This is a genomic window from Sulfitobacter sp. SH24, assembly GCF_965641895.1.
Taxonomy (GTDB): Bacteria; Pseudomonadota; Alphaproteobacteria; order Rhodobacterales; family Rhodobacteraceae; genus Sulfitobacter; species Sulfitobacter dubius.
Genome location: NZ_OZ282575.1, coordinates 1,056,536 through 1,077,406, shown reverse-complemented (window position 1 = coordinate 1,077,406; position 20,871 = coordinate 1,056,536). Strand labels below are relative to the sequence as shown.

At 62.2% G+C, this 20,871-nt stretch carries 20 protein-coding genes; 7 read left to right on the top strand and 13 right to left on the bottom strand.

What is annotated here, in order from left to right:
* Positions 1-20: 20 nt before the first annotated feature.
* Genes ACSQ16_RS07890 through ACSQ16_RS07875 form a run of 4 tightly spaced genes read right to left on the bottom strand, consistent with a single transcriptional unit; the run spans position 21 to position 5,293 of the window.
* The gene (locus ACSQ16_RS07890; protein WP_243261045.1) at positions 21-1,178 is read right to left on the bottom strand and encodes a glycosyltransferase; all 1,158 of its coding nucleotides are present in this window, start codon (positions 1,176-1,178) and stop codon (positions 21-23) included.
* Positions 1,175-2,119: a glycosyltransferase family 2 protein gene (locus tag ACSQ16_RS07885; protein WP_243261046.1), complete on the bottom strand. Its 945-nt coding sequence runs from the start codon at positions 2,117-2,119 to the stop codon at positions 1,175-1,177. The genes ACSQ16_RS07890 and ACSQ16_RS07885 overlap by 4 nt, the downstream gene beginning before the upstream one ends.
* Positions 2,091-3,248 (bottom strand): glycosyltransferase, encoded by a 1,158-nt coding sequence (locus ACSQ16_RS07880; RefSeq protein ID WP_243261047.1) that lies wholly within the window; start codon positions 3,246-3,248, stop codon positions 2,091-2,093. The genes ACSQ16_RS07885 and ACSQ16_RS07880 overlap by 29 nt, the downstream gene beginning before the upstream one ends.
* Positions 3,245-5,293 carry an HAD-IIB family hydrolase gene (locus tag ACSQ16_RS07875; protein ID WP_243261048.1) on the bottom strand — a complete coding sequence of 683 codons (2,049 nt, stop codon included), beginning with the start codon at positions 5,291-5,293 and terminating at the stop codon, positions 3,245-3,247. Before ACSQ16_RS07875 ends, ACSQ16_RS07880 begins: the two co-directional genes overlap by 4 nt.
* Before the next feature lie 149 nt (positions 5,294-5,442).
* Here ACSQ16_RS07875 and ACSQ16_RS07870 point away from each other — a divergent pair, with 149 nt between their 5' ends.
* Entirely contained in the window at positions 5,443-6,219 is a 777-nt protein-coding gene (locus tag ACSQ16_RS07870) for a sulfotransferase family protein (RefSeq protein ID WP_243261049.1), read from the top strand.
* Positions 6,220-6,225: 6 nt separating this feature from the next.
* On the opposite strand, the gene ACSQ16_RS07865 is transcribed toward ACSQ16_RS07870, so the two are convergent.
* From ACSQ16_RS07865 to ACSQ16_RS07855, 3 genes are read right to left on the bottom strand one after another with little or no spacing between them, the layout of a single operon-like run.
* A complete protein-coding gene (locus ACSQ16_RS07865; protein ID WP_243261050.1) occupies positions 6,226-7,230 on the bottom strand; it encodes a YcjF family protein in 1,005 nt (334 codons plus the stop codon).
* On the bottom strand, positions 7,230-7,694 hold the full coding sequence (locus ACSQ16_RS07860; protein WP_243261051.1) for a GNAT family N-acetyltransferase: 465 nt from the start codon (positions 7,692-7,694) through the stop codon (positions 7,230-7,232). Before ACSQ16_RS07860 ends, ACSQ16_RS07865 begins: the two co-directional genes overlap by 1 nt.
* Positions 7,691-9,118: a YcjX family protein gene (locus tag ACSQ16_RS07855; RefSeq protein WP_243261052.1), complete on the bottom strand. Its 1,428-nt coding sequence runs from the start codon at positions 9,116-9,118 to the stop codon at positions 7,691-7,693. Before ACSQ16_RS07855 ends, ACSQ16_RS07860 begins: the two co-directional genes overlap by 4 nt.
* An 89-nt stretch (positions 9,119-9,207) precedes the next feature.
* On the opposite strand from ACSQ16_RS07855, the gene truA reads away from it, so the two are divergent.
* Positions 9,208-9,981, top strand: coding sequence for a tRNA pseudouridine(38-40) synthase TruA (gene truA / locus ACSQ16_RS07850; RefSeq protein WP_243261053.1), 774 nt, complete (start codon positions 9,208-9,210; stop codon positions 9,979-9,981).
* Between the two features lie 66 nt (positions 9,982-10,047).
* Here truA and gndA read toward each other — a convergent pair whose 3' ends face one another.
* Complete coding sequence (gene gndA / locus ACSQ16_RS07845) at positions 10,048-11,496, bottom strand: NADP-dependent phosphogluconate dehydrogenase (RefSeq protein WP_243261054.1); 1,449 nt, start codon at positions 11,494-11,496, stop codon at positions 10,048-10,050.
* 135 nt (positions 11,497-11,631) lie between these two features.
* Between gndA and ACSQ16_RS07840 the strand changes: the two genes are divergently transcribed.
* Together ACSQ16_RS07840 and ACSQ16_RS07835 are read left to right on the top strand one after the other, a co-directional pair.
* On the top strand, positions 11,632-12,093 hold the full coding sequence (locus ACSQ16_RS07840) for an NUDIX hydrolase (RefSeq protein WP_093928575.1): 462 nt from the start codon (positions 11,632-11,634) through the stop codon (positions 12,091-12,093).
* A gap of 173 nt (positions 12,094-12,266) precedes the next feature.
* A complete protein-coding gene (locus tag ACSQ16_RS07835) occupies positions 12,267-13,748 on the top strand; it encodes an inorganic phosphate transporter (protein ID WP_093928574.1) in 1,482 nt (493 codons plus the stop codon).
* A gap of 19 nt (positions 13,749-13,767) precedes the next feature.
* Here the strand turns inward: ACSQ16_RS07835 and ACSQ16_RS07830 are convergent, their stop codons facing one another.
* The 3 genes from ACSQ16_RS07830 to ACSQ16_RS07820 form a co-directional block, all read right to left on the bottom strand.
* Positions 13,768-14,802 carry a 2-dehydropantoate 2-reductase gene (locus ACSQ16_RS07830; RefSeq protein WP_317405925.1) on the bottom strand — a complete coding sequence of 345 codons (1,035 nt, stop codon included), beginning with the start codon at positions 14,800-14,802 and terminating at the stop codon, positions 13,768-13,770.
* On the bottom strand, positions 14,799-15,704 hold the full coding sequence (argF, locus tag ACSQ16_RS07825) for an ornithine carbamoyltransferase (RefSeq protein ID WP_243261056.1): 906 nt from the start codon (positions 15,702-15,704) through the stop codon (positions 14,799-14,801). The genes ACSQ16_RS07830 and argF overlap by 4 nt, the downstream gene beginning before the upstream one ends.
* A 71-nt stretch (positions 15,705-15,775) precedes the next feature.
* Entirely contained in the window at positions 15,776-16,951 is a 1,176-nt protein-coding gene (locus ACSQ16_RS07820; RefSeq protein ID WP_243261057.1) for an aspartate aminotransferase family protein, read from the bottom strand.
* Positions 16,952-17,314: 363 nt separating this feature from the next.
* On the opposite strand from ACSQ16_RS07820, the gene ACSQ16_RS07815 reads away from it, so the two are divergent.
* The gene (locus ACSQ16_RS07815; RefSeq protein ID WP_243261058.1) at positions 17,315-17,929 is read left to right on the top strand and encodes a GcrA family cell cycle regulator; all 615 of its coding nucleotides are present in this window, start codon (positions 17,315-17,317) and stop codon (positions 17,927-17,929) included.
* 74 nt (positions 17,930-18,003) lie between these two features.
* On the opposite strand, the gene ACSQ16_RS07810 is transcribed toward ACSQ16_RS07815, so the two are convergent.
* Positions 18,004-18,810: an SseB family protein gene (locus tag ACSQ16_RS07810; protein ID WP_243261059.1), complete on the bottom strand. Its 807-nt coding sequence runs from the start codon at positions 18,808-18,810 to the stop codon at positions 18,004-18,006.
* The gene (locus ACSQ16_RS07805) at positions 18,791-19,390 is read right to left on the bottom strand and encodes a uracil-DNA glycosylase family protein (protein WP_243261060.1); all 600 of its coding nucleotides are present in this window, start codon (positions 19,388-19,390) and stop codon (positions 18,791-18,793) included. Before ACSQ16_RS07805 ends, ACSQ16_RS07810 begins: the two co-directional genes overlap by 20 nt.
* A gap of 109 nt (positions 19,391-19,499) precedes the next feature.
* Here ACSQ16_RS07805 and ACSQ16_RS07800 point away from each other — a divergent pair, with 109 nt between their 5' ends.
* Positions 19,500-19,841, top strand: coding sequence for an ArsR/SmtB family transcription factor (locus ACSQ16_RS07800; protein ID WP_243261061.1), 342 nt, complete (start codon positions 19,500-19,502; stop codon positions 19,839-19,841).
* Complete coding sequence (locus ACSQ16_RS07795) at positions 19,834-20,865, top strand: permease (protein WP_243261062.1); 1,032 nt, start codon at positions 19,834-19,836, stop codon at positions 20,863-20,865. The genes ACSQ16_RS07800 and ACSQ16_RS07795 overlap by 8 nt, the downstream gene beginning before the upstream one ends.
* The last annotated feature ends 6 nt before the right edge of the window (positions 20,866-20,871 follow it).

Here is a 20,871-nt window from a genome sequence, read left to right as displayed (position 1 = left end):
GCCTCTGCCGGCGCTTCGTTCTACCCCACCTCGGCCAACGCTTCGTCTGTGCCCTCCACCTGCAGGGCGAGCGCCGGATAGGTTTTGCGCGGCGCTTCAGCATTTCGCAGCGCAGATGCCGCATGATAGAGCCGCTCAAACTTTGCCACCATCGCCCGCGCATCGAACAGCCGCGCCACGCGGGAGCGCGGCACCTCCGAAGAGATTGCAGACGCAAGCTGCAGGGCCTCTGCCAAGGCTTCGGGGCTATCATCGGCGGCGATCACACCTGCATCGCCAAGCACTTCTTCGACGGCCCCATGTGGGGTTGCCGCGATGGGTAGCCCCATCGCCATCGCCTCCACCGCTGCAAGGCCAAAAGGTTCCTCCCATTGCGGCGTGAAAAGCGCGACAGATGCCCGGCCATATGCCTGTCTAAGCGCCGCAGTGTCCAGATGTCCGACGTATTCCACCCCGCCATATAGATGGGGTCTTACCAAATCGTTAAAGTAATCCTCATGCTCCACCACGCCGTAGAGACGCAGCGGCACTCCGGCGATCTGTCCAGCCTCTGCCGCCAGATGCGTGCCTTTCGTCGGCGTGATCCGTCCCGCCCAAACCGCGCTGCCATCACCGGGACCGCCTCCAGACCATTCGGTAAGGTCGATCCCGTTGTGCACCACATGCGCGGTTTCTGGCGCACCTTCGGGCCACCAGATGTCCCGCTGACGTGCCGAAACAACGGAAGAGAGATGCCACGGTGCTGCCCCATCCATCAACGCGCCGCGCAAAACTTTGAACGGTGGAATATGCAGCGAGGTCACCATCGGCAGCCGCTCTGCCCGCGACAGGCGCGGCAGGTAGCGGTGCAGCGCATTATTGTGCACCACGTCAAAGCGCCCCTGCAACAAGAGCCGCGCCGCACGGGCATAGCAGGCATCAAGGTGCGCATTCAGCGCCTCGGTTCCGTGGAAATTATGCCACGGAAACCGCGCATCATAATGCGCATCGCAGATCGGCAGCAGTTTGACCCCCGATGGCAGCCCTGCGGCACTGTCGCCGCTGGCCAATAGGGTCACGTCATGACCCCGCGCGGCCAACATCCGTGCAAGCCCGTGGGTAAACGCCTCCATTCCGCCCTTGAAGGGAGGGGCAATAGGATGGCGAATATGGCCGACGATGGCGATGCGTAGGCTCATTCCGCCGCGATCCGCTCTTCGCCGCGCAGATAGCGCAGTACGCGCGCGGTATTGGCGTAGGGCTGATCAGACTGCTGCTCACAGAGTGCAAAATCATCCGCATCCGGTTCGCGCAACTGCACCAACGCATCCCCATCATTGCCCACCAACCCCATAAGGCGAAAAGCCGTGAGCCAGTGGTTCATCGTTCGGTGGCCCCATTTGTCGGCAAAAATCTCGGTATTGCGCAGGATCGACGGAATGTGATGGATCGGCGGCATGCAATGGGCGTGATGCTGGTGAAACACCTTCGCCCCCTTCGCCCAATGGATCGGCACGCCGCGCTCGTCCAATTCGCGGCCAAAGTCGGTGTCCTCTCCCCCATATCCGGTAAAGCGTTCATCAAAGCCGCCTGACTTGTCCCAATCTTGACGGTGGATGGCAAAGTTCAGCGACCAAAAGCAGCGGTAATCGTTGCAACGTTTCAACCCTTCGGCAGGCGGCCCTTGGCGGTCTGAATGGCGCACGGCGACGGCTTCGAGTTTGCTGTAGGTCCATCCCTCATCTGCGGCGCCGTCGGGTAGGTAATTCACCTCGCCCATGACCAGACCGTTACCGGGGATCGCATAGCCCATGTAATCGGCGATGAGGTCTTGCGCGGGGATACAATCTACATCGAGGAAAACCAAACAGTCCCCTACGGCTTCTGTCGCGACGGTATTGCGTGCCCGCGAAAGCGGGAGTTCGCGGCCTGCGACCTGCACCTGTCGAATTGGAAAATCGGTCTGCGGCAAGTCTTCGTAAAACGTGTCTTGCATGACGCCGATCACCAACTCATCCGGCTGGCGGGTCTGCCGCGTAAGGCCGAGGATCACATTGTGCAAATGAACGGCCCGCCCCCGTGCAAGCGTCAGGGCGCTGACTGTGGTGTCTTTAGGCGCGGATGGGGTGAACGACGTCATGTAAATCTCCGATCTCATTAGATGTTTCAAAAAGCAACTGATCGGCCAAACCGGCCAACCATTGGGCTGTCTCAGACGCGGCATTCTCATTGACCAAAGCCCGTTGCAGGGCCGGATCATGAGCGTCGATAGTGGTACCTATCGCTGTGCGCCAAGCCTCGACTGAAGATGGAAAATGCGCGAGGTGATGCGCCGCACCCGCACGGGCCAGTGCTTGGGCCTTTTCGATCTGTTCGTCGAAATAGCGCCACTCCGGCACGGCAAGCCAAGGTGTCTCTGCAGCGAGGATTTGGTGACAGGTGGTGTTCCCCGTCGACGCCACCACCATGTCAGCCGCCGCCAGATATTCAGCGGCGTTCTTGACCCAGCCGTGATGTTGCAGGTTCGCCGGTTCCGTCGCATGCCAGTCCCGCGCCATTTGACCGATGGTGATGAACGCCGTTTCAGGCATCGCCCGCGCGGCGATCCCGAAAGGGGCCGAGGCAAAACCAGTGCCACCCCCACCCGACATGACAACCACCAACTGTTGGTCCGATGCGATCCCGAGTTGCGCACGTGCCGCTGCCCGCGTGGCTGCATCAGGGCGCTTGATCTCGACCCCAAGCCCCCCGGCAAAATGGGTTTTTGACATATGCCGCGCGGGCCAATCGGGCTGCGCCAGCGCCCGCGCCCCAGGACAAAGCAGACCAATCGCCCCGTCATAGGCCGCCTGATGCCCCGGATCGTTTCGCCGCCCGTGTTGCAGCACTTTCACATGCGGCACCGAGCAAAGCCGCGCAAGCTGCGCCACCTCGGCAGAGACATCGCAGATCATTAACACTGGATTGGCACTGGCAAACCACGACACCAGTTGCGCCATGGCCTGCCGGATACCCGGCCAACCTAGAGGGGCGCAGTGTACCGTATCTGGGGCGGTGGTGGTGTCGTGAATGTCCTCCGCCCCGGTCGGTTCAAACAGCGACGGCAGGGTGATCAACTCTACCGGGCGGGTAAAAGCCGGAAAAATATCTGGTTTCGCGCAAAAGACGGTTACCGGCTGGCTGTCTGGCAGCGCGTTGACCACTGACGCGCAGCGCTCAGCATGACCCCGACCCTGATGATGCACGAAATAACCGATCGGCCGCGTCATTGCGCTACCATCTTAACAGGCGGTTCCATCGCGTTCGGCGCAAGACCAAAAGTCTCCAACCCCTCCAGCACCCCAGCGGCATGAGAAGCACGCGCATAATACAGCCGCCCGCCCCCCAAGCGTTCCCGAAGCCCGTCCATCGCATTGCCCACTAGAATGCCCCGGCCCGGCCCGTGTTTTACGGCCTGCAACATATCAAAGTCATTCCCACTGTCCCCGGCGACGACAACACGGTCCATTGGCATGCCCAACCGCCGTGCCGCCGCGCAGACTGCGGCCCCCTTGCCCGCTGCCAAGGGCAGCACATCAATCAGCCGATCATGAGAGGCGACAATCTGCGCTGCCGCACCGCACCGCGCCAAATGCCGTTCCAACCGCCGCGCTGTACGCATGTCTCCGAAACCGCTGAGTTTCCAACGACGCTGCTCAACCCGGGCTTGCCAATTGAACCCGAAATCCTCCAACGCTCGTTCTACCCGGTCGCGGGCCCAACCTGCGTCGAGCTTGCGGGCAAATCGCGCGTCTAGACAAAGCCGCCCTTGTGCATCGGGCAGATAGACTTCGGTCCCGACCGAGGTGATGAAAACGCGCGGCATCGGCAGGTTCCATTCCCGCAAGATACGGCGGGCCTCGGGTAAACTGCGCCCCGTGGCCACAGCAAACACCGGACGATCCCGCGCGACCCATGTGTTGAACAACGCGGCTGACGGCACACAGCCAGTTAGCGTGTTATCGATGTCGCTAGCCAGCATGACCGGCGCAGCGGCAAGCGGCGCTGCGTTACGAATGTCTTCACAGATCAATTGCACCTCTTCGGCCCATTTAGACCAGTCATAACGCCCGACATGTGCCTGCCCCGCGGCGGATGCTTCGACCCACAGCGCCCGGTCATCCAAGAGCTTTAACAGCGCCGCCTTAATCGCCTGCGCATCAGACGGCGGCACGCAAATACCGTGACCGAGGTCTGCCACGATATCCGCAGGCCCCCCTTCCTGAGTGGCCACAACCGGCAAGCCATGAGCCGCCGCTTCCAACATTGTCAGGCCAAAGGGCTCATGCAGAGCAAGGTTCACAAACACCCCACCCGTCTGCCTCGCCGCTTCGTAAAGTGCGGCAACATCAGCCTGCGTGTGCTGCGGCGGCAGGGCCACCTTGCCGCGAAGATTCGGCGTCTCCAAAATGTCGCGCAGTTTGCCTAGCTCGGCCCGCGCCTCGGGGTTGGCCTGCAACGCGTCGCCATGCTGCCCGGCAAGGATCACAAGGTTCGCACGCGCCTGCAAATCAGGGCTGTCCGCATAAACCTGCGCCAAACGCGCAAGGTTCTTGCGGGCAACAGGGCGTGCCAGCGCCAGCAGCATCGGGCGGTCCGGTTCGCATAGCGATCTGGCCAACAATGCGCGCCCGGCCCCGTTCTGCGCAGGGCGGCGCAGGGACACACCCGGAGAGACGCGGTGCACACGCGCCTGCGCGTCCGCGCCATATGCCGCGACCTGAACCTCTGCCTCATCACGTGACGACAACACAACCGCATCCGCCTCTACCAAGGCGCGCCGCTCGGCCTCAATCCGGGCGGCATCCACCGTCGCGCTGGATTTGCTCAGCGCCAGTGAATGCGGCGTGTAGATCACCGGAATGCCAAACCGCTCACGCGCCGCCAAGGCCAACTGCGCTGCATCCGAAAAATGCGCATGGATCACATCTGGCCGCCGCGTGGCCTGCGTCAGATCCGCCAAGAACGCCTCCACCAACGCAGGGATTTCCGCAGCAAGTTTTTCTTTGCTCAGATACCCCCGTTGCGCCGTCCACAGCCGCCGGATCGACAGGCCGCGGCTGACCTGCTGGTCTGTCTGTGCGTGTACCGCACCAAGGCTTGGCTCATCGAATGCACGCGTCACGATCTGCACCGCATCCACATCCCCGCGCGCCGCCTGCGCACGGGCGGCGCCCAGAATATACGCGATATGACCGCCGGTATCTTCGGTCACGCCGTAGTTAACAGTCGGAGCTGTAAGACAGCCCCCCAGTGCGATGTGGCAAATGTACATGACGGGTCTCCTTATGGGAGGTGAACCCCATTCAGCAGCCCTTCCGTTCCGATAACAAAAGTTAACACGTGAACCTCTGGAAAGAACATTGTCGTGGTCTAGCTGGCTTTCCGTTGTGCCCAATCGCATGCCCCATAACGAGCCACCTGATGACTCTCAAAACTCCTCCACGCTATTTGTTTATCGGCGGGCTGCACCGTTCTGGCACGTCGCTGGTGAACCGACTGGCCAATGCGCTGCCCGGTGCGGGCGGCATTACCGGATCGGACGCGCCCGAGAATGAGGGCGTTTACCTGCAAGGTGCCATCGCGCATACGGCGCAATCGGGGCGGCCCATGCATTTTGCGACCAATCCGGCAGAACATCTAACCGAAGATCACCCGCTGAATTCATTGGAAACAAAGACACGTTTGGAGAACGACTGGGCCCCGTGGTTTGCCCCCGACCTGCGCTGGCGGGTTGAGAAATCACCGGTCAACCTGACCCGTATGCGGTTGCTGCAGCAGCTTTTCCCAATGTCTCAATTCATCATCGTTCTGCGCCATCCAGAGGCGGTCGCGGCCTCGGTCGCGTCTTGGGTTGATGCCCCCGCGGAGCAGTTGATTGACCATTGGATCGCGGCACAGGCACAACTGCTTGGCGACCTGCCATATCTGCACGCTGTGATGGTATTGCGGTACGAAGATATCGTTGCGGATACACCCAAGGCGCTTCGCCGGATCGCGGCCTTTCTTGACCTGCCCGAAACCTCACTGCCTGAGTTGATCTCGGACGGCAATCAGCAGTATCAAGGCGCGCTGCAGATGAACCCCGAACAGGCCGAAAAGGCCGCAAGCTGGGGATATCAGCCCGGGCTGGCTGTCGGGACATTTCGCGGAATAATCCAGCACCCCCTGCGGGCCATCCGCGAAAATGCCGCGCCCTAGATTGCCTTATTCCTTACCGAAAACCCCAGTAAGCGCCCGTTTGACAATGCCCCGCACACCGGGCCGTTTTTCGCGGGCAAAGGGCAGCGGGCGGCAGACCTCGATCGCGGCCACCCCGACCCGAGCTGTCAGCGCGCCATTTACCAGCCCCTCGCCAAAACGGCGGCTTAGTTTGGCAACGATAGAGCCCCCTAAAAGCGGCTCGATCAGGTCGTCGCCCACCGCCACGGCTCCCGTCGCCACCAGATGCGACAGCACAGCACGGGTCAGCCGCCATGAGCCAAAAAACCCCGAGCGCCCACCGTAAATCTCGGCAATTCGTCGGATCATCCGTAGGTTGCTGCTGAGTGCTGCGGCCACATCGGCCAAAGCTAAGGGCACCAGCGCCGTCACGGCGGCGACCTGCCGGGCGGCGGCCTCAACCTCGCGGGTGGCGGCGCGGTCTAGCGGGGCCAGAACCTCGCTCTCGGCCAGACCCAGCAACGCTTCTGCATCGAATTGATCGCCCCGCAGTTCGGTCAGCCGATCGCGGCCCCAGCGTGTGTCTTCGCGATGTTTATAAAGCGTCTCAAGCCGATCCGTCACGCTGCGGGCGGCGGACAAATCTCCCTGCGCCAGCGCCTCGCCCGCATCATGGCGCAGCCCGTCCAGCCGCGCGAGCCGCCCAAAGGCCGCCATCTCCCGCAACGACAGTAACAGCAAGACCAGCAAGAACGCCCCAATCAGCAGCGCCATCGCCCAGCCCATCAGCGGGTAACGTGCCATCAGATCGGTTACAAATGTCCAAGCCGCGATCGACACCAGCGCCGTCACCAGCGCTCCCGCCAGCGCCCAGAACAACCGCACCAACCGCGAAGGTTTGCGTGCCGCAAGCCGCGCGGCGATCTGCATCGCTTGGCCCTTGGGCGGGGGAACATCGGTGTCAAACTCCGGCACCGCGGGCGCATCGGCGACCGAGGGCTGAGGTTTGCTATCTTCCTCAAGATCGAACAGGATCGGTCCGCGGGCCATCAGGCGGCCTCCCTCTGCCAGTGCAATGTCAAATCGGGCAGCCCTTCGTCATTGGCGCTGCCATCGCCGCGCGCGGTTTCGGCAAAACCATGTTGGCGGTAGAAGGCAATGGCCCGCGCGTTGGCTTGAAAGGTCCAGCAGGTCAGCGACTTATGGCGCGACTTTAACGCGATCAACAGGGCCGAGCCGATGCCTTGCCCTCGCGCCGCATAGGACACATAGAGCGCGTCCAACTCGCCCCCCTCACAGGCGGCAAAACCGGTGATTTTGCCTGCTTGCTCGGCTACGGTGACCCAGCCCCGCGCGATCATAGCATCTGCATGGGCGATGTCCTCTGCCGCTGTATGAATGCGCGGCAACCAATTGGTATCGCGCGCAAAATCGCTCATGATGCCGCCTACAGCGCCTGCGTCCAAGGGCTGCGCTGGACGCAGAGTGGTGGGGCGTGTCAACACTTCGCTCATAGCCGGTCCCCGATCAAAAACTCCGCCGCGCGGTCCAGCCGGATATGCGGTGGCCCGTCCCCGGGGCGCAGGTCCAGCACTGCTGGCGCAAAACGCATGATCTTGTAATCCGCCCCCAGCCATTCCTGCGCGCCCTGCCGTGCGGGTGTCAGAAGATGCGCCGGGTCTTCAGGTAGTTCGCCAGGGTAAAAAGCCGCCTGCCGTCCGCGTGTTTCATCATCGTTCAGCAGCGTGCCGCGCACCACGTCAAGTTGCTCTCCGCCATGGGTCATCACGTCTTCGGTCGTGGCACGCAGGCTGGCGATGGCCATCGCCCGCGTGCCCGCGCCTGCGTATTGCGCCCGGTCCCGCGCGTCGCGGATCAGCGCCTGCATAATGCCGCTCAGCCGGGGATGCTGGCTGTGGTGCAGATGATCGGCCTTGGTCGCGGCAAAGAGAATTTTCTCAACCCGTTTGCCGCGCAGCAGGCTGGTCAGGAAGTTGTTCGTCCCCGGACGGAAGGCGCCCAGTATATCGGCCATCGCGCCGCGCAGATCTTCGACCGCCCGCGGCCCTTGATGAATCGCACCAAGCGCGTCGACCAGCACCACCTGCCGATCAATCCGAGAGAAATGATCCCGGAAGAAGGGCTGCACCACCTGTTTCTTATAGGCCTCGAACCGCCGCGCCATTTCGCGGATCAGCGATTTACGCGGTGCGCCGTCCGAACCGGGCAGCGGCGCGAAGGTCAGCACCGGAGATCCGGCCAGGTCACCGGGCAGCAGAAACCGCCCCGGCGTGCAATCGGAATAGCCATTGGCGCGGGCGGTTTGCAGATAGTCGGCAAAGCTGTCGGCAAGCTTGCGGGCCGTGGTCTCTTCCAGCTCGGCATGGGGGTCGGTCTGTTCGGCCAGCGCGCGGTAGCCCGCCGCCTCCTCTCGGTTTGCGATACGCTCAATCACCTGCGCCGACCATTCAGCGTAGGTGACATCCTTCAACGCCAGATCAAGCAGCCATTCGCCGGGGTAATCCACGATATCCAGATGTAGCGTGCGCGGCCCTTGCAGACCTGCCAGCAACCCATTGGGCCGCACCTTAAGCGACAGCCGCAGTTCCGAAATCGCCCGCGTGCTTTCTGGCCAATGCGGCGTCTTGCCGGTCAGCGCGGCAAGGTGGTTCTCATAGTCAAAACGCGGCACGGTATCGTCGGGCTGGGGCTGCAAAAATGCCGCCTCGATCCGCCCTTCGGAGGCCGCAAGCAGCCCCGGCATCCGCCCCCGATCCAGCAGGTTCGCCACCAGCGACGTGATGAAAACCGTCTTGCCCGAGCGCGCAAGACCCGTGACCCCGAGCCGGATCACCGGCTCAAAAAACGTCTCTCCCACCGTGTCGGTGACATTCTCAAACTGCCGCCAAATGCCGTCGGCAATGCCTGTGATACCCAAAGCTGCGCCCGTCCCTTTGTCTTTGGCGTTAACATAGGGCTGGCAGCCGGGGATTGCCAGAAGCGCCCGCCCGCGCTAATGCCCCGTCCATGCCCAGATATGCTCTGAAAATCGAATACCACGGCGCGCCTTTCAAAGGTTGGCAGCGTCAAGTTGACCTTCCTACTGTGCAGGGGGCGATCGAAGCAGCGCTCGCGCGGTTAGAGCCCGGCGAACATACGATCGCCGCCGCTGGTCGAACGGATACCGGGGTGCATGGTTTGGCGCAGGTGGCACACTGTGATATGGCATGCGAATGGTCGCCTTTCCGCTTGGGGGAGGCGTTGAATTATCACCTCAAACCCCAACCCGTTGCGATCACAGATTGCGCATTGGCGCCGCCTGATTTCCACGCGCGTTTCTCGGCGTTGGAGCGGCGTTACCATTTCCGCATCCTCAGCCGTCGCGCCCCTGCGGTGCATCAAGCGGGGCTGGTCTGGCAGATCAAACATCCGCTGGATGTAGCGGCAATGCAGGAGGCCGCAGACCTGTTGGTGGGCAAACATGATTTCACCACCTTCCGCTCAACAATTTGTCAGGCGCAAAGCCCGGTTAAGACTTTGGGTCGGCTTGACGTTTGCGAAGTCGAAACCGCAGCCGGGACGGAATATCATTTCGACGTGCGTGCGCAGTCTTTCCTGCACAATCAGGTGCGCAGCTTTGTCGGCTCGCTTGAGCGCGTCGGCGCCGGATCATGGAGCGTGGCGGATATGGGTGCAGCGCTTGCCGCACGAGACCGAGCCGCTTGCGGTCCGGTGTGCCCGCCGCAGGGGTTGTATCTGGCGCATGTGAGCTATCCTGTGCCCCCCTTCGCACAAGCCTAACGCAGAGCAGTGCCAGCCTATGAGGTGCCACCGGCCCGGCGGCAAAAACCGAGCCGGAAGCGGACTCTAAGGCAGCGGATTCCACGTCCCGTGGAATTTGCCTTCTTCGCCCTGGCGTTCAAACCCATGTGCGCCAAAGAAATCCCGCTGCGCTTGGATCATATTCGCCGTTCCACGCGCCCGACGCATAGTGTCATACCACGCCAGCGCCGCCGATAGTGCCGGCAAAGCAACCCCCAAAAGCGCCCCTGCGGCCACCACACGGCGTAGCGCCGGAACGCTCTCCTCCAGCCGCTTGCGCACGGCGGGCGCAAGGATCAAATGCCCACCGGGCAATTCACCGCGAAACGCATCGGCAAATTCATCCAGCAGCGCAGAGCGGATAATGCAGCCCGCGCGCCAAATCTCGGAAATGCGCGCCATATCGAGCGACCATTCAAACTCCTCCGACGCGGCGCTGAGGATCCGAAAGCCCTGCGCGTGGCCGATGATCCGCCCTGCCAACAAGGCTTGTTCCAGATCACCCGGCTCGGGCAGCGGCGCGTCCTGTACGCCTTCGGGCAGAAGTGGCTCTGCCATCTCTCGCACGGCCTTCTCGCTCGACCAACCCCGCGCACCGACAGCGGCTTCGATCGTATTGGCCGACTGCCCCATCTTAAGCGCTTCAATCAGCGTCCAGCGGCCGGTGCCCTTCTGCCCCGCCTGATCGCGGATCACGTCGACCATCGGCGTGCCGGTCTGCGTGTCGACAGACAACAGCGCTGCGGCAGAAACTTCGATGAGATAGGAACTCAGCGGCCCCTTCTGCCACTCAGCAAACAGATTGCCGATCTCTACCGCGCCCAGTCCGCCCGCGTCGCGCAGCAGGCCGTAAACCTCGGCAATCATCTGCATGTCGGCGTATTCAATGCCGTTGTGCACCGTCTTAACGAAATGCCCGGCCCCATCGGGCCCGAGATGCGCCACGCAGGGCGACCCCTCGAAATCCGCCGCGATGGCCTCTGCCATGGGTTGGAACTGCTCCCAAGAATGATCGCTGCCGCCTACCATCATCGACGGGCCATTGCGCGCGCCAGCTTCACCGCCCGAGACGCCCATGCCAACGAAATGCAACCCCGTGCCCTCCAACTCGGCGCTGCGGCGGCGGGTGTCGTGGAAATCGGCGTTGCCGCCATCAATCAGCGTGTCGCCCTCATCAAGCAGCGGTTTGATCGCTGCAATCATGGCATCAACCGGCGCGCCAGAGGGGATCATAAAAAGGATGCTGCGCGGGCGGGCAATCGCGGCGACGAACGCCTCGAGGCTTTCTGCCCCGGTCAGACGTTCGGCCAATGGCCCTGCTTCGGCCAGAAACGGTGCGATCCATTCCGCTTCTCTATTGCTGACGGCCACGGTAAATCCGCTGTCGGCCAGATTAAGCGCCAACGCCGACCCCATGGTGCCCAGACCATAAACCCCAATATCGGCGCCCATGCCATCTGTCGCGCCTCCCATTGCCTGCGTGCCAGTTGCCATATCGTTGATGCCTCACCTTTAGCCGGTCACACTGTTTGCACCTCAATCCGAAGCGCTGCAGTTTGATTTGCATTTAACAAGACTATATAATGTGCGGATAACAAGAAAAACACCCGACCGAGGCATAGTTCTGTAATGACACAAGTATTTAGACGCGCATGGGAGGATATGGTCCTTCCTATTTTCAAACGCCCCCGCCGGGTGCAAGTTGCCGCCCTTTGCTATCGCGATACCGAAGCGGGCAAAAAGGTGCTACTGATTACCAGCCGCGACACAGGCCGTTGGATCCTGCCCAAGGGCTGGCCGATTGACGGGCTAGACGGTGCCGGCGCCGCGCTGCAAGAAGCGTGGGAAGAGGCCGGCGTAACCGAGGCGGATATCGAATCCGATCCGATGGGCATTTTTGAGTATGACAAAGGCTTGGGCGAAGGGTTAACCGTGCCCGTGACCACACAGGTCTATTTGACCCGCGTCCGTGACCTGAGCGAGGAATACCCAGAAGCGGGCATGCGCAAACGCGCGTGGTTCACCCCTCAAGAGGCCGCCGAGTTGGTGGATGAGCCTGATCTCAAAGCGATATTGACCGCTTTTCACTAATCAGGCAGAAAAATCGCCTTAGGTGCCGGGCCGTTGCCCGGCACGTCTATGCCCCTCCTTGCCCAACTCTCCCTCCGCAACATGTTACAATTTTGTGACAGCGTGACTTGCACCCTAAGCGGCCTTATGTCACCTGCCGCTGAACTTTAGGATCTTTGGGAGATCATCTAAGAATGGCAACGGAACCGCAGGGCAGCCAGTGGAAGACGCTGGACAAAGACCTCAACCGTATTTCGCAAGTCGAACTGGCCGCGACCTATGTCGCACGGCCTCTTGTGGGGCCCGGCATCGCGCTGGCATTTATCGTGGTGGCGGGTGCTGTTGCTGCGGTCTTCTTTGGGCACCAGCCCTCTAGCTTTGTCGTGATCGCAGCGGCGGCCTTTGGCGCTTATATGGCCGTGAACATCGGCGCGAATGACGTGGCCAATAATATGGGCCCCGCCGTAGGGGCCAATGCGCTGACCATGGGCGGTGCCATCGTCATTGCCGCACTCTGCGAATCCGCAGGCGCGTTGCTGGCGGGGGGGGACGTGGTTTCGACCATTTCCAAAGGGATCATTGACCCGGCCAGCGTGGCTGACACCCGGATCTTTATCTGGGCGATGATGGCGGCACTGATTTCATCCGCGCTGTGGGTAAACCTTGCCACATGGGTCGGTGCGCCGGTCTCAACCACGCATTCGGTCGTTGGCGGCGTCATGGGCGCGGGCATCGCTGCTGCGGGTTTCGGTGTCGTCAACTGGAGCTCGATGAGCATGATCGCCGCCAGTTGGGTGATCTCTCCCGTGCTGGGCGGGGCAGTTGCGGCGATGTTCCTTGCGTTCATCAAGGCCCGTATCATCTATCAAGATGACAAAATCGCCGCCGCGCGCACATGGGTTCCGGTGCTGGTCGGCGTCATGGCGGGGGTCTTTGCCGCCTATCTGGCACTGAAAGGTCTGAAAAAGATCGTGTCCATCGATATGCCGATGGCGTTGATTATCGGCCTTGTCGTCGGCCTGGTGACCTATGTGATCTCCGCGCCGCTGATCCGTCAGAAATCCGAAGGCATGGAGAACCGCAACCGCTCTGTCAAAACGCTCTTTGGCCTGCCGCTGGTCCTATCCGCCGCGCTGCTCAGCTTTGCCCATGGGGCGAATGACGTGGCCAATGCGGTTGGCCCGCTGGCGGCGATTGTACACGCGACAGAGTTCGGCGGCTTTGATGATAAGGTCAGCATCCCCACATGGGTGATGATTATCGGCGCCTTCGGCATCTCCTTTGGTCTGTTCCTTTTCGGCCCCAAGCTGATCCGTATGGTTGGCAGCCAGATTACCAAACTGAACCCAATGCGCGCCTATTGCGTGGCACTGTCGGCAGCGATCACGGTGATCGTGGCTTCTTGGCTGGGGCTGCCGGTATCATCGACCCATATCGCCGTGGGCGGGGTTTTTGGCGTGGGCTTCTACCGCGAATGGCATATGGAGCGTCGTCTGCGGCGCATAGGTGCCAAAACCGGAGAAGTGAAACGCATCGCCAAAGAAGAGCGCCGCCGCCGCAAGCTGGTGCGCCGTTCCCACTTCATGACCATCGTTGCGGCGTGGGTAATTACCGTACCAGCAGCGGCACTGCTGTCGGGCATTGTCTTTTGGGCACTCAATTCCTTTGTAAACTAGGGTAAGGCGCGTTTGCGCCTTACCCCTCTTGCTGATCCTGCCCTGCTGCCATCTCGGCCCGCAGGGCGGTGACCGGCAGATGCGGCAGCCCTTCGCCCGCAAGCTCAGCCCAGCCCATCACCCGCAGCACCATATCCGCCACCGGCGTCGCCCGGCCCAAGGCTCGCCCGCGCCGCTGCACCTCACCTTGCAGCGCGTCGATCTCGGTCGCGCGGCGCGCGGCGAGGTCTTGCGCCATGGAGGTCCGCGCCTGCGGGTCGATCTGTAACATGGTCGCGGCAATGCGCGTGAACAGCGGCGTCGGCAGGCGCAACAGCGCCGGGACCAGACGCGCCGGGATTGGCGTGGTCATGGCGGGGCGGATATTCTCGGCCCGCAGAGTGGCATGCGCCTCGGCCCATTGATCGGCCATCAGCCGCCGCCATGCCCGATCCTGCAACTGAGCCTGCAATGGCAACCCGCTCAGCGCATTGAGCGCGTTGTTGAGGTTCATCAGGAACTTGCCCCATTGCAGGGCCGTGATATCCGCGTGTTCTGTCATTTTCAAATTGGGGAGTGAGAGCCGCGCCGCCAAATCAGCCGGCCCGCCTTCGATCACCAGATCGCCCGAGCTTGCCCGGTGGTAGCACCCCTGTCCCATCGCGACGACGTTGAAAGGCACCAACCCCGCCCGCAGATCATGCTGCGGCAGGTGCTGGGCGAAGATCGCGCGGTTGCCCATGCCGTTTTGCAGACTGATGACCTGCACGCCCTGTGCCGTGTGGCGGGCGATAAGCCGGGCCATGTTTTCGGTGTCGCGCGATTTGACCGTGACCAGCACGATATCGGCATCGCGCAGACAGGTCTCATCGCTCGCGAGGGTCAGATCATCCGCCGACAGGTTGCGGGCCATGCCGCCAAAATCGGTTAACGTCAGTCCGTGGGTACGGATCTCGGCCTGAATACGAGGCCGCGCCAGCAGGGTCACGGAATGCTCCGCCCCGGCCAGCAGCCCGCCGATGAAACAACCGATCGCCCCCGCGCCCGCGACAACGATGCGGGGGCCGTCGCTCATGCGCCCAGACACCAGCGCATGACGGCTTTTTGGGCGTGCAGACGGTTTTCGGCCTCGTCAAAGATCACCGAATGCGGGCCGTCCATGACCGAGCTTGTCGCCTCATCATCACGGTGCGCGGGCAGGCAATGCATGAAGAGCGCGTCAGGCTTGGCCAGCGCCATCAGCGCGTCGTTCACCTGATAGCCACGCAGTTGGTTGTGCCGCCGTTCGCGTGCCGACTGCGGATCATGCATGCTGACCCACGTGTCGGTGACCACCAGATCGGCGCCCTCAACAGCCTTTTGCGGGTCGCGCTCAATGGAATACAGACCATCAAGTGCCTGTTCGGGGTCCAGCGTCTGCGGCCCGGTAAAGACCAGTTCGAAGTCGAACTGTTTGGCCGCATGGGCAAAGCTTGCGAAGACGTTGTTGCCGTCGCCTGACCAGACCACCTTGCGCCCTTTGATCGGTCCGCGATGTTCCTCGAAAGTCTGAATATCGGCCATGATCTGACAGGGGTGCGTGCGGTTGGTCAGCCCGTTGATCACCGGCACGCTGGCGTATTCGGCCATTTCCAGCAGGGTCTGCTCCTCAAAGGTGCGGATCATGATCATATCGACATAACGTGACAGCACGCGGGCGGTGTCGGCGATGGTTTCACCATGGCCCAACTGCATATCAGCGCCTGAAAGCACCATCGTCTGACCGCCCATCTGACGCACGCCCACGTCAAAGGAAACGCGCGTCCGGGTTGAGGGTTTTTCAAAGATCAGCGCAACCATCTGGTCTTTCAACGGCTGTTCTTCATCCGGCGCACCGCGCGGACGGCCATTGCGCGCGGCCTTCATGGCGGCGGCACTGTCGATGATCTGCCGCAAATCGGCGGGGGCGGTTTGGTGGATATCAAGAAAATGGTTCATCGGTCGTCTCTGTCTTGCGGGTCGAAAGGCGCGGCCTCCGGTGCCCGAGGAATATTTTAGGCGAATGGCGCTCAGGCCTGGGTGAGATCACGCGCGATGGCGTCAAGGCGGGTCACGGCCTCGGCAATCTCATCGTCGGAAATGGTCAGCGGCGGCAGCAGGCGGATCACGTTGTCGGCGGCGGGCACGGTGATTAGGTCATGGGCATAGCCCGCTGCAACCACATCCGCGTTCACCACCTTGCACTTCAGCCCCAGCATCAGCCCCGCGCCGCGCACCTCTTCAAAGACCTCGGGATGCTCTGCCACCAGCCCCTCAAGGCGCTGACGCATCAGCCCGGCCTTGCGGTTCACTTCGGCCAGAAACGCCTCATCGGCCACCACATCCAATACGGCGCAGCCCACGGCGCAGCCAAGCGGGTTGCCGCCATAGGTCGATCCGTGGGTGCCTGCGGTCATGCCTGAAGCGGCTTTCTCAGTCGCCAACACAGCACCCAGCGGGAAGCCCCCGCCAATGCCCTTGGCGACCATCATGATGTCGGGTGTCACGCCGGCCCATTCATGGGCAAAGAGCCGTCCGGTCCGACCCACACCGCATTGCACCTCGTCAAAGATTAAAAGCAGCCCGTGTTCGTCACAAAGCGCGCGCATCTGCTGCAATTCCGCGTCAGGCACGGCGCGGATACCGCCCTCGCCCTGTACCGGCTCGACCATGATGGCGGCGGTCTTGTCGCTGATGGCGGCGTTCAGCGCTTCGCTATCGCCTAGGTCAAGATGCACGAAACCCGGCAGCAGCGGGCCGAAACCCTTGGTCATTTTCTCAGACCCCGCCGCGGCGATCCCGGCAGAGGAACGGCCGTGGAACGACCCGCTGAAGGTGATGATCTCTACGCGCTCGGGCTGGCCCGCGTCATAGAAATACTTGCGCGCCATCTTCACGGCCAACTCGCAAGCCTCAGTGCCCGAATTGCAGAAAAACGCCGTGTCGGCAAAGGTCTCGGCAACCAGCCGGTCGGCCAGCGCGTCTTGCTGCGGGATGTGGTAAAGGTTTGACGTGTGCCACAGCGCTTGTGCCTGATCCGTCAGCGCCTTCACCAGCGCTGGATGCGCATGGCCAAGCGCGTTCACCGCGATCCCCGCGCCAAGGTCGAGAAAACGTCGCCCATCCGCCTCGATCAGCCATGTGCCTTCGCCTTTGACAAAGGTCAAAGGGGCGCGATTGTAGGTTGGCAGAACGGAAGGGATCATCTGTTTGTCCTTGAAAGAGGGCCGCGTCACGCCGGTAAAAGGGCATGGGGCTGGCGCAGGGTCAATGGGATTTGGTTGTTTTTGAAAGGGTGCAGCATGTCTGCTGCGGGATCAGGCCATCACGCCGCCCCCTAAAGGGCGCCATGTTTATCGAACGAAGCGTCGTCGGATGGAATATGTGGCACATTTGATCATGGCCCTTGCATAGCCGCCCTTCATCCCCCACGTAAAGCCCCAATCGCAGTGCGCCGCTCTCAAGGGGCATCGGCGCTTGCACCTGCGGCCCCAAAAGATAAAATGGGGGCCGATACACTGACAAAGCGGTCCGGGCTATGGGGCCGCTTTTTAACTGGGGAACCCCGTATGTCCTGGACTGATGAGCGCGTAGAGACACTTAAAAAGATGTGGGGCGAAGGCCAGTCCGCCAGCCAGATCGCGAAAGAACTGGGCGGGGTGACGCGCAATGCCGTGATTGGCAAGGTGCACCGTCTGGGCCTGTCAAACCGCACCGCCGGGGCACCCGCCGCCGCAGCGGCCGCCAAGCCAGAGCCCAAAGCCAAGCCCGCAGCGCCCAAGGCCGAGGCCAAGCCAAAGCCCGCCACCAAGCCAACAGCGGAACCCGAGGCCGAAGCCGCCCCTGCGCCCGAAGCCGAAGAGCCCGCCGCAGCCCCGGCGCCCAAGCCCAACCTGCCCGCGCGCAAACAGATCATCCCCGCAGGCCAACCGCTGCCACCGCAGCCTTCGGCCAATGAGATCAGCCCAGAGGCGCTCGCCAAGGTCAGCGAAGTCGAGAAGAAGGCCAAGAAGATCGGCCTGATGGAACTGACCGAGCGGACCTGCAAATGGCCCGTGGGCGACCCGGCGACCGATGACTTCTGGTTCTGCGGCCTGCCCGTGCAACAGGGCAAACCCTATTGCGAGGCCCATGTCGGCGTCGCCTTCCAACCCATGAGCGCCCGGCGCGACCGCCGCCGCTAAGACTAGCAAGATGTAATGAAAAAGGCGGGCGGGCGTGATTGCCCTGCCCGCCTTTTCTTTGCCTCAAGGCACAATCAGCGCAGTTTCGGAGGCTTTGCCGGATCACTGCCGGGGGCCATCCGGGGCGTGTTCTGCAAGGGCTCCATCTGCGGCAGGTCAAAGCGCAGGCCAACGCGGGCCAGTTTTTCGACCACCGCATCCTTGGGACCGAAGAAGCCCACATCCATCGCCCCTGCCTCGATCCCCGAGAAGGTCAGCGCCTCCGAGGCTGCCCGCACCAGCGCATCCTGCGCACGGGGGATCGCGCCGACGAAGGCAAGCAAATGCCCGCGCCCGCCGCCGGTATATTCGACCCCCACAAGGAACGCGCCTGCCGCCATGCCGGTGGCCGTCGCCAATTTTGCATCAATCGCGGCGATCAGCGTCTCGGGCAGGCCCTGAGGCGGGAACACCCGGTCGATGCTTGCTTCCACCTCGCCCGGCGCATGGGCCAAGGTGCTGCGCAGCCAGTCCATCGCCTCGGCAGGCAACAGGATTTCCGACGGGGCCACACCGATGTTTACCGCCATGCCGAAGGGCTGCCCCTCCAACATCGCGGCAATCGCACGACCCGAGAGCGCCACATAAGGAGACGCCTCCCCCACATGGGCCGAGAGCCGCGCCGCGCGGTCGAAGACCATGACATAGCTATCGTCGAGCAGCACCGGGCTGATCTGATCGCCCTGCGGCTCATCCTCAAGCAGCATAAAAAGCTCGACATCCGCGATACGCTCGTAAAAGCGCAGCCGCGCCGCGTCGTCGTCGGGAGCAGAGGTCATCGCGGCATGGGCTTGGTCGAGCGGGGTCAGCTCGGTCTTGGGGTCAGTTTGGCGGTCGGTCATTCATCACCTCGGACACGGCGGCGCGCAGACGGGGGAGGACCTCTTCCGCGAACCAGGGATTCTTGTTCAACCATCCGGTATTGCGCCAAGACGGATGAGGCAAGGCAAAGACCCCCGGGGGATGATCGCGCCACCCCGCCACGGCCTCGGTCACATTGCGAAATCCGGGCAGGTGATATTTCATCGCATAGGCCCCGATCAGCACCGTGAGCCGCAGGTCGGGCATCATATCCAACACCGGTTCGCGCCAAGTCTGCGCACAAATGCGCGGCGGCGGCAGGTCACTGCCCTGGGCGTCATAGCCCGGAAAACAAAAGCCCATCGGCACGATGGCCACCCGGCTGCGGTCATAGAATGTCGCCTCGTCCAAGCCCAACCAGTCGCGCAGACGGGTGCCGGACATGTCCCAAAACGGCTTGCCCGCCTCATGCACCCGTTTGCCGGGCGCTTGGCTGGCAATCAGCAGCCGCGCGCCGGGTTTGAACCAGACGATAGGCCGTGGGCGATGCTGGGTCGCCGTCACGGCAAAACGCTCGGCACAAAGGCGGCAGGCCGCCAGATCATCTCGGATATCTTTCATGAGCAGGAGATAAGCGGTAGGGCCGAAAGATAAAGGGCCGCCGTAAATCACTTCGATATTTATCGAAATAAAGATTGCATCGCGCTGACGTTTCTATATTTCTAGAATCATGAAACAAGAATCCGCAACCCCCGCCCTCACCCTCGCTGCCAGCAGCTTTGCAGCACTTGGATCAGAACAACGCCTGTTGGTGCTGCGCACGCTGGTGCGCGCCGGATCAGCTGGGTTGAGCATCGGCACGCTGGGCGAACGCACCGGCGTGACCGGCTCGACCCTGACGCATCATCTTAAACTCTTGGCCTCTGCCGGACTGGTGAAACAGGAAAAACAAGGCCGCAGCACCATCTGCGCCGCCGTCGCCTATGAAGAAGTGCAGGCGCTGGCGAATTTTCTGCTCACCGAATGCTGCGCGGACGCAATCAACGAATGCACGGAGCATGATCATGACTGAAACCACCCAACCCCTCCCCGCGCTGCACCGCTTGGCGTTTTTGAAAAGCGCTTGGGGCATCACACTGGCCCTTCTGGCCCTCATCGCCCTGTTGGATCCACCGCAAGCCGTGCCGACCGTCATCTTCGCCACCGAAGCCCTTTTGGGCACGGCCCCTTTCATCGCCTTCGCGGTGCTGGCCGTGGCTTACCTCAAAGCGAGCGGCGCCGAGAGCCTGCTCGCCCGCGCATTTGAGGGCAATCCGGCCCGGATGGTGGTCATGGCAGCCGCCCTTGGCGGGCTGTCTCCCTTTTGCAGCTGCGAAGTGATCCCCTTTATTGCCGCCCTTCTCGCTGTCGGGGCCCCGCTGGGTGCGGTCATGGCCTTTTGGCTAGCCTCCCCGCTGATGGACCCGGCGATGTTCGCGATTACCTCTGGCACGCTCGGCTTTGATTTCGCCGTGGCGAAAACCATCGCATCACTTGGCGTCGGCATGTTCGGTGGCTTCACCGTATTGGCTCTATCGCGGACCCCGCTCTTTAACGATCCGCTGCGCGCCCAGCCCGCGAAAAGCAGCTGCTGTTCGTCGGCCAAACCCTTTTCCGGCGCGCCGGTCTGGAAATTTTGGCAAGAGGCCGAGCGCCGCGCGAGCTTTGCCGACACGGCGCTGACGAATGCGCTGTTCCTAGTAAAATGGCTGACCCTCGCCTATGTGGTCGAAGCCCTCATGCTGACCTATGTACCCGCAGAATGGATCGCCAATGTCTTGGGCGGCACCGGAGTCATGCCGATCATCCTCGGCGCTTTGGTGGGGGCACCGGCCTATCTCAACGGCTATGCCGCCGTGCCCCTGATCGACGCGCTGCTGGCCCAAGGCATGACCCAAGGCGCGGCCATGTCCTTTGTCGTCGCCGGCGGAGTAAGCTGTATCCCGGCGGCCATCGCGGTCTGGGCGCTGGTCAAACCGCATATTTTTGCGGCCTATCTCGGTTTTGCCTTTGTCGGCGCGATCTTTGCTGGTGTTGCTTGGCAATTGGTGGCGTAAATGGCC

Bases quoted from the DNA above. Each gene is read 5' to 3' on its own strand.
- ACSQ16_RS07885 (WP_243261046.1), bottom strand. From the start codon at position 2,119: ATGACGTCGTTCACCCCATCCGCGCCTAAAGACACCACAGTCAGCGCC.
- ACSQ16_RS07840 (WP_093928575.1), top strand. From the start codon at position 11,632: ATGACACAAGTATTTAGACGCGCATGGGAGGATATGGTCCTTCCTATT.
- ACSQ16_RS07815 (WP_243261058.1), top strand. From the start codon at position 17,315: ATGTCCTGGACTGATGAGCGCGTAGAGACACTTAAAAAGATGTGGGGC.
- ACSQ16_RS07880 (WP_243261047.1), bottom strand. From the start codon at position 3,248: ATGACGCGGCCGATCGGTTATTTCGTGCATCATCAGGGTCGGGGTCAT.
- ACSQ16_RS07870 (WP_243261049.1), top strand. From the start codon at position 5,443: ATGACTCTCAAAACTCCTCCACGCTATTTGTTTATCGGCGGGCTGCAC.
- ACSQ16_RS07890 (WP_243261045.1), bottom strand. From the start codon at position 1,178: ATGAGCCTACGCATCGCCATCGTCGGCCATATTCGCCATCCTATTGCC.
- ACSQ16_RS07835 (WP_093928574.1), top strand. From the start codon at position 12,267: ATGGCAACGGAACCGCAGGGCAGCCAGTGGAAGACGCTGGACAAAGAC.
- truA (WP_243261053.1), top strand. From the start codon at position 9,208: ATGCCCAGATATGCTCTGAAAATCGAATACCACGGCGCGCCTTTCAAA.
- gndA (WP_243261054.1), bottom strand. From the start codon at position 11,496: ATGGCAACTGGCACGCAGGCAATGGGAGGCGCGACAGATGGCATGGGC.
- ACSQ16_RS07800 (WP_243261061.1), top strand. From the start codon at position 19,500: ATGAAACAAGAATCCGCAACCCCCGCCCTCACCCTCGCTGCCAGCAGC.
- ACSQ16_RS07805 (WP_243261060.1), bottom strand. From the start codon at position 19,390: ATGAAAGATATCCGAGATGATCTGGCGGCCTGCCGCCTTTGTGCCGAG.
- ACSQ16_RS07820 (WP_243261057.1), bottom strand. From the start codon at position 16,951: ATGATCCCTTCCGTTCTGCCAACCTACAATCGCGCCCCTTTGACCTTT.
- ACSQ16_RS07795 (WP_243261062.1), top strand. From the start codon at position 19,834: ATGACTGAAACCACCCAACCCCTCCCCGCGCTGCACCGCTTGGCGTTT.
- ACSQ16_RS07810 (WP_243261059.1), bottom strand. From the start codon at position 18,810: ATGACCGACCGCCAAACTGACCCCAAGACCGAGCTGACCCCGCTCGAC.
- ACSQ16_RS07860 (WP_243261051.1), bottom strand. From the start codon at position 7,694: ATGAGCGAAGTGTTGACACGCCCCACCACTCTGCGTCCAGCGCAGCCC.
- ACSQ16_RS07830 (WP_317405925.1), bottom strand. From the start codon at position 14,802: ATGAGCGACGGCCCCCGCATCGTTGTCGCGGGCGCGGGGGCGATCGGT.
- argF (WP_243261056.1), bottom strand. From the start codon at position 15,704: ATGAACCATTTTCTTGATATCCACCAAACCGCCCCCGCCGATTTGCGG.
- ACSQ16_RS07865 (WP_243261050.1), bottom strand. From the start codon at position 7,230: ATGGCCCGCGGACCGATCCTGTTCGATCTTGAGGAAGATAGCAAACCT.
- ACSQ16_RS07875 (WP_243261048.1), bottom strand. From the start codon at position 5,293: ATGTACATTTGCCACATCGCACTGGGGGGCTGTCTTACAGCTCCGACT.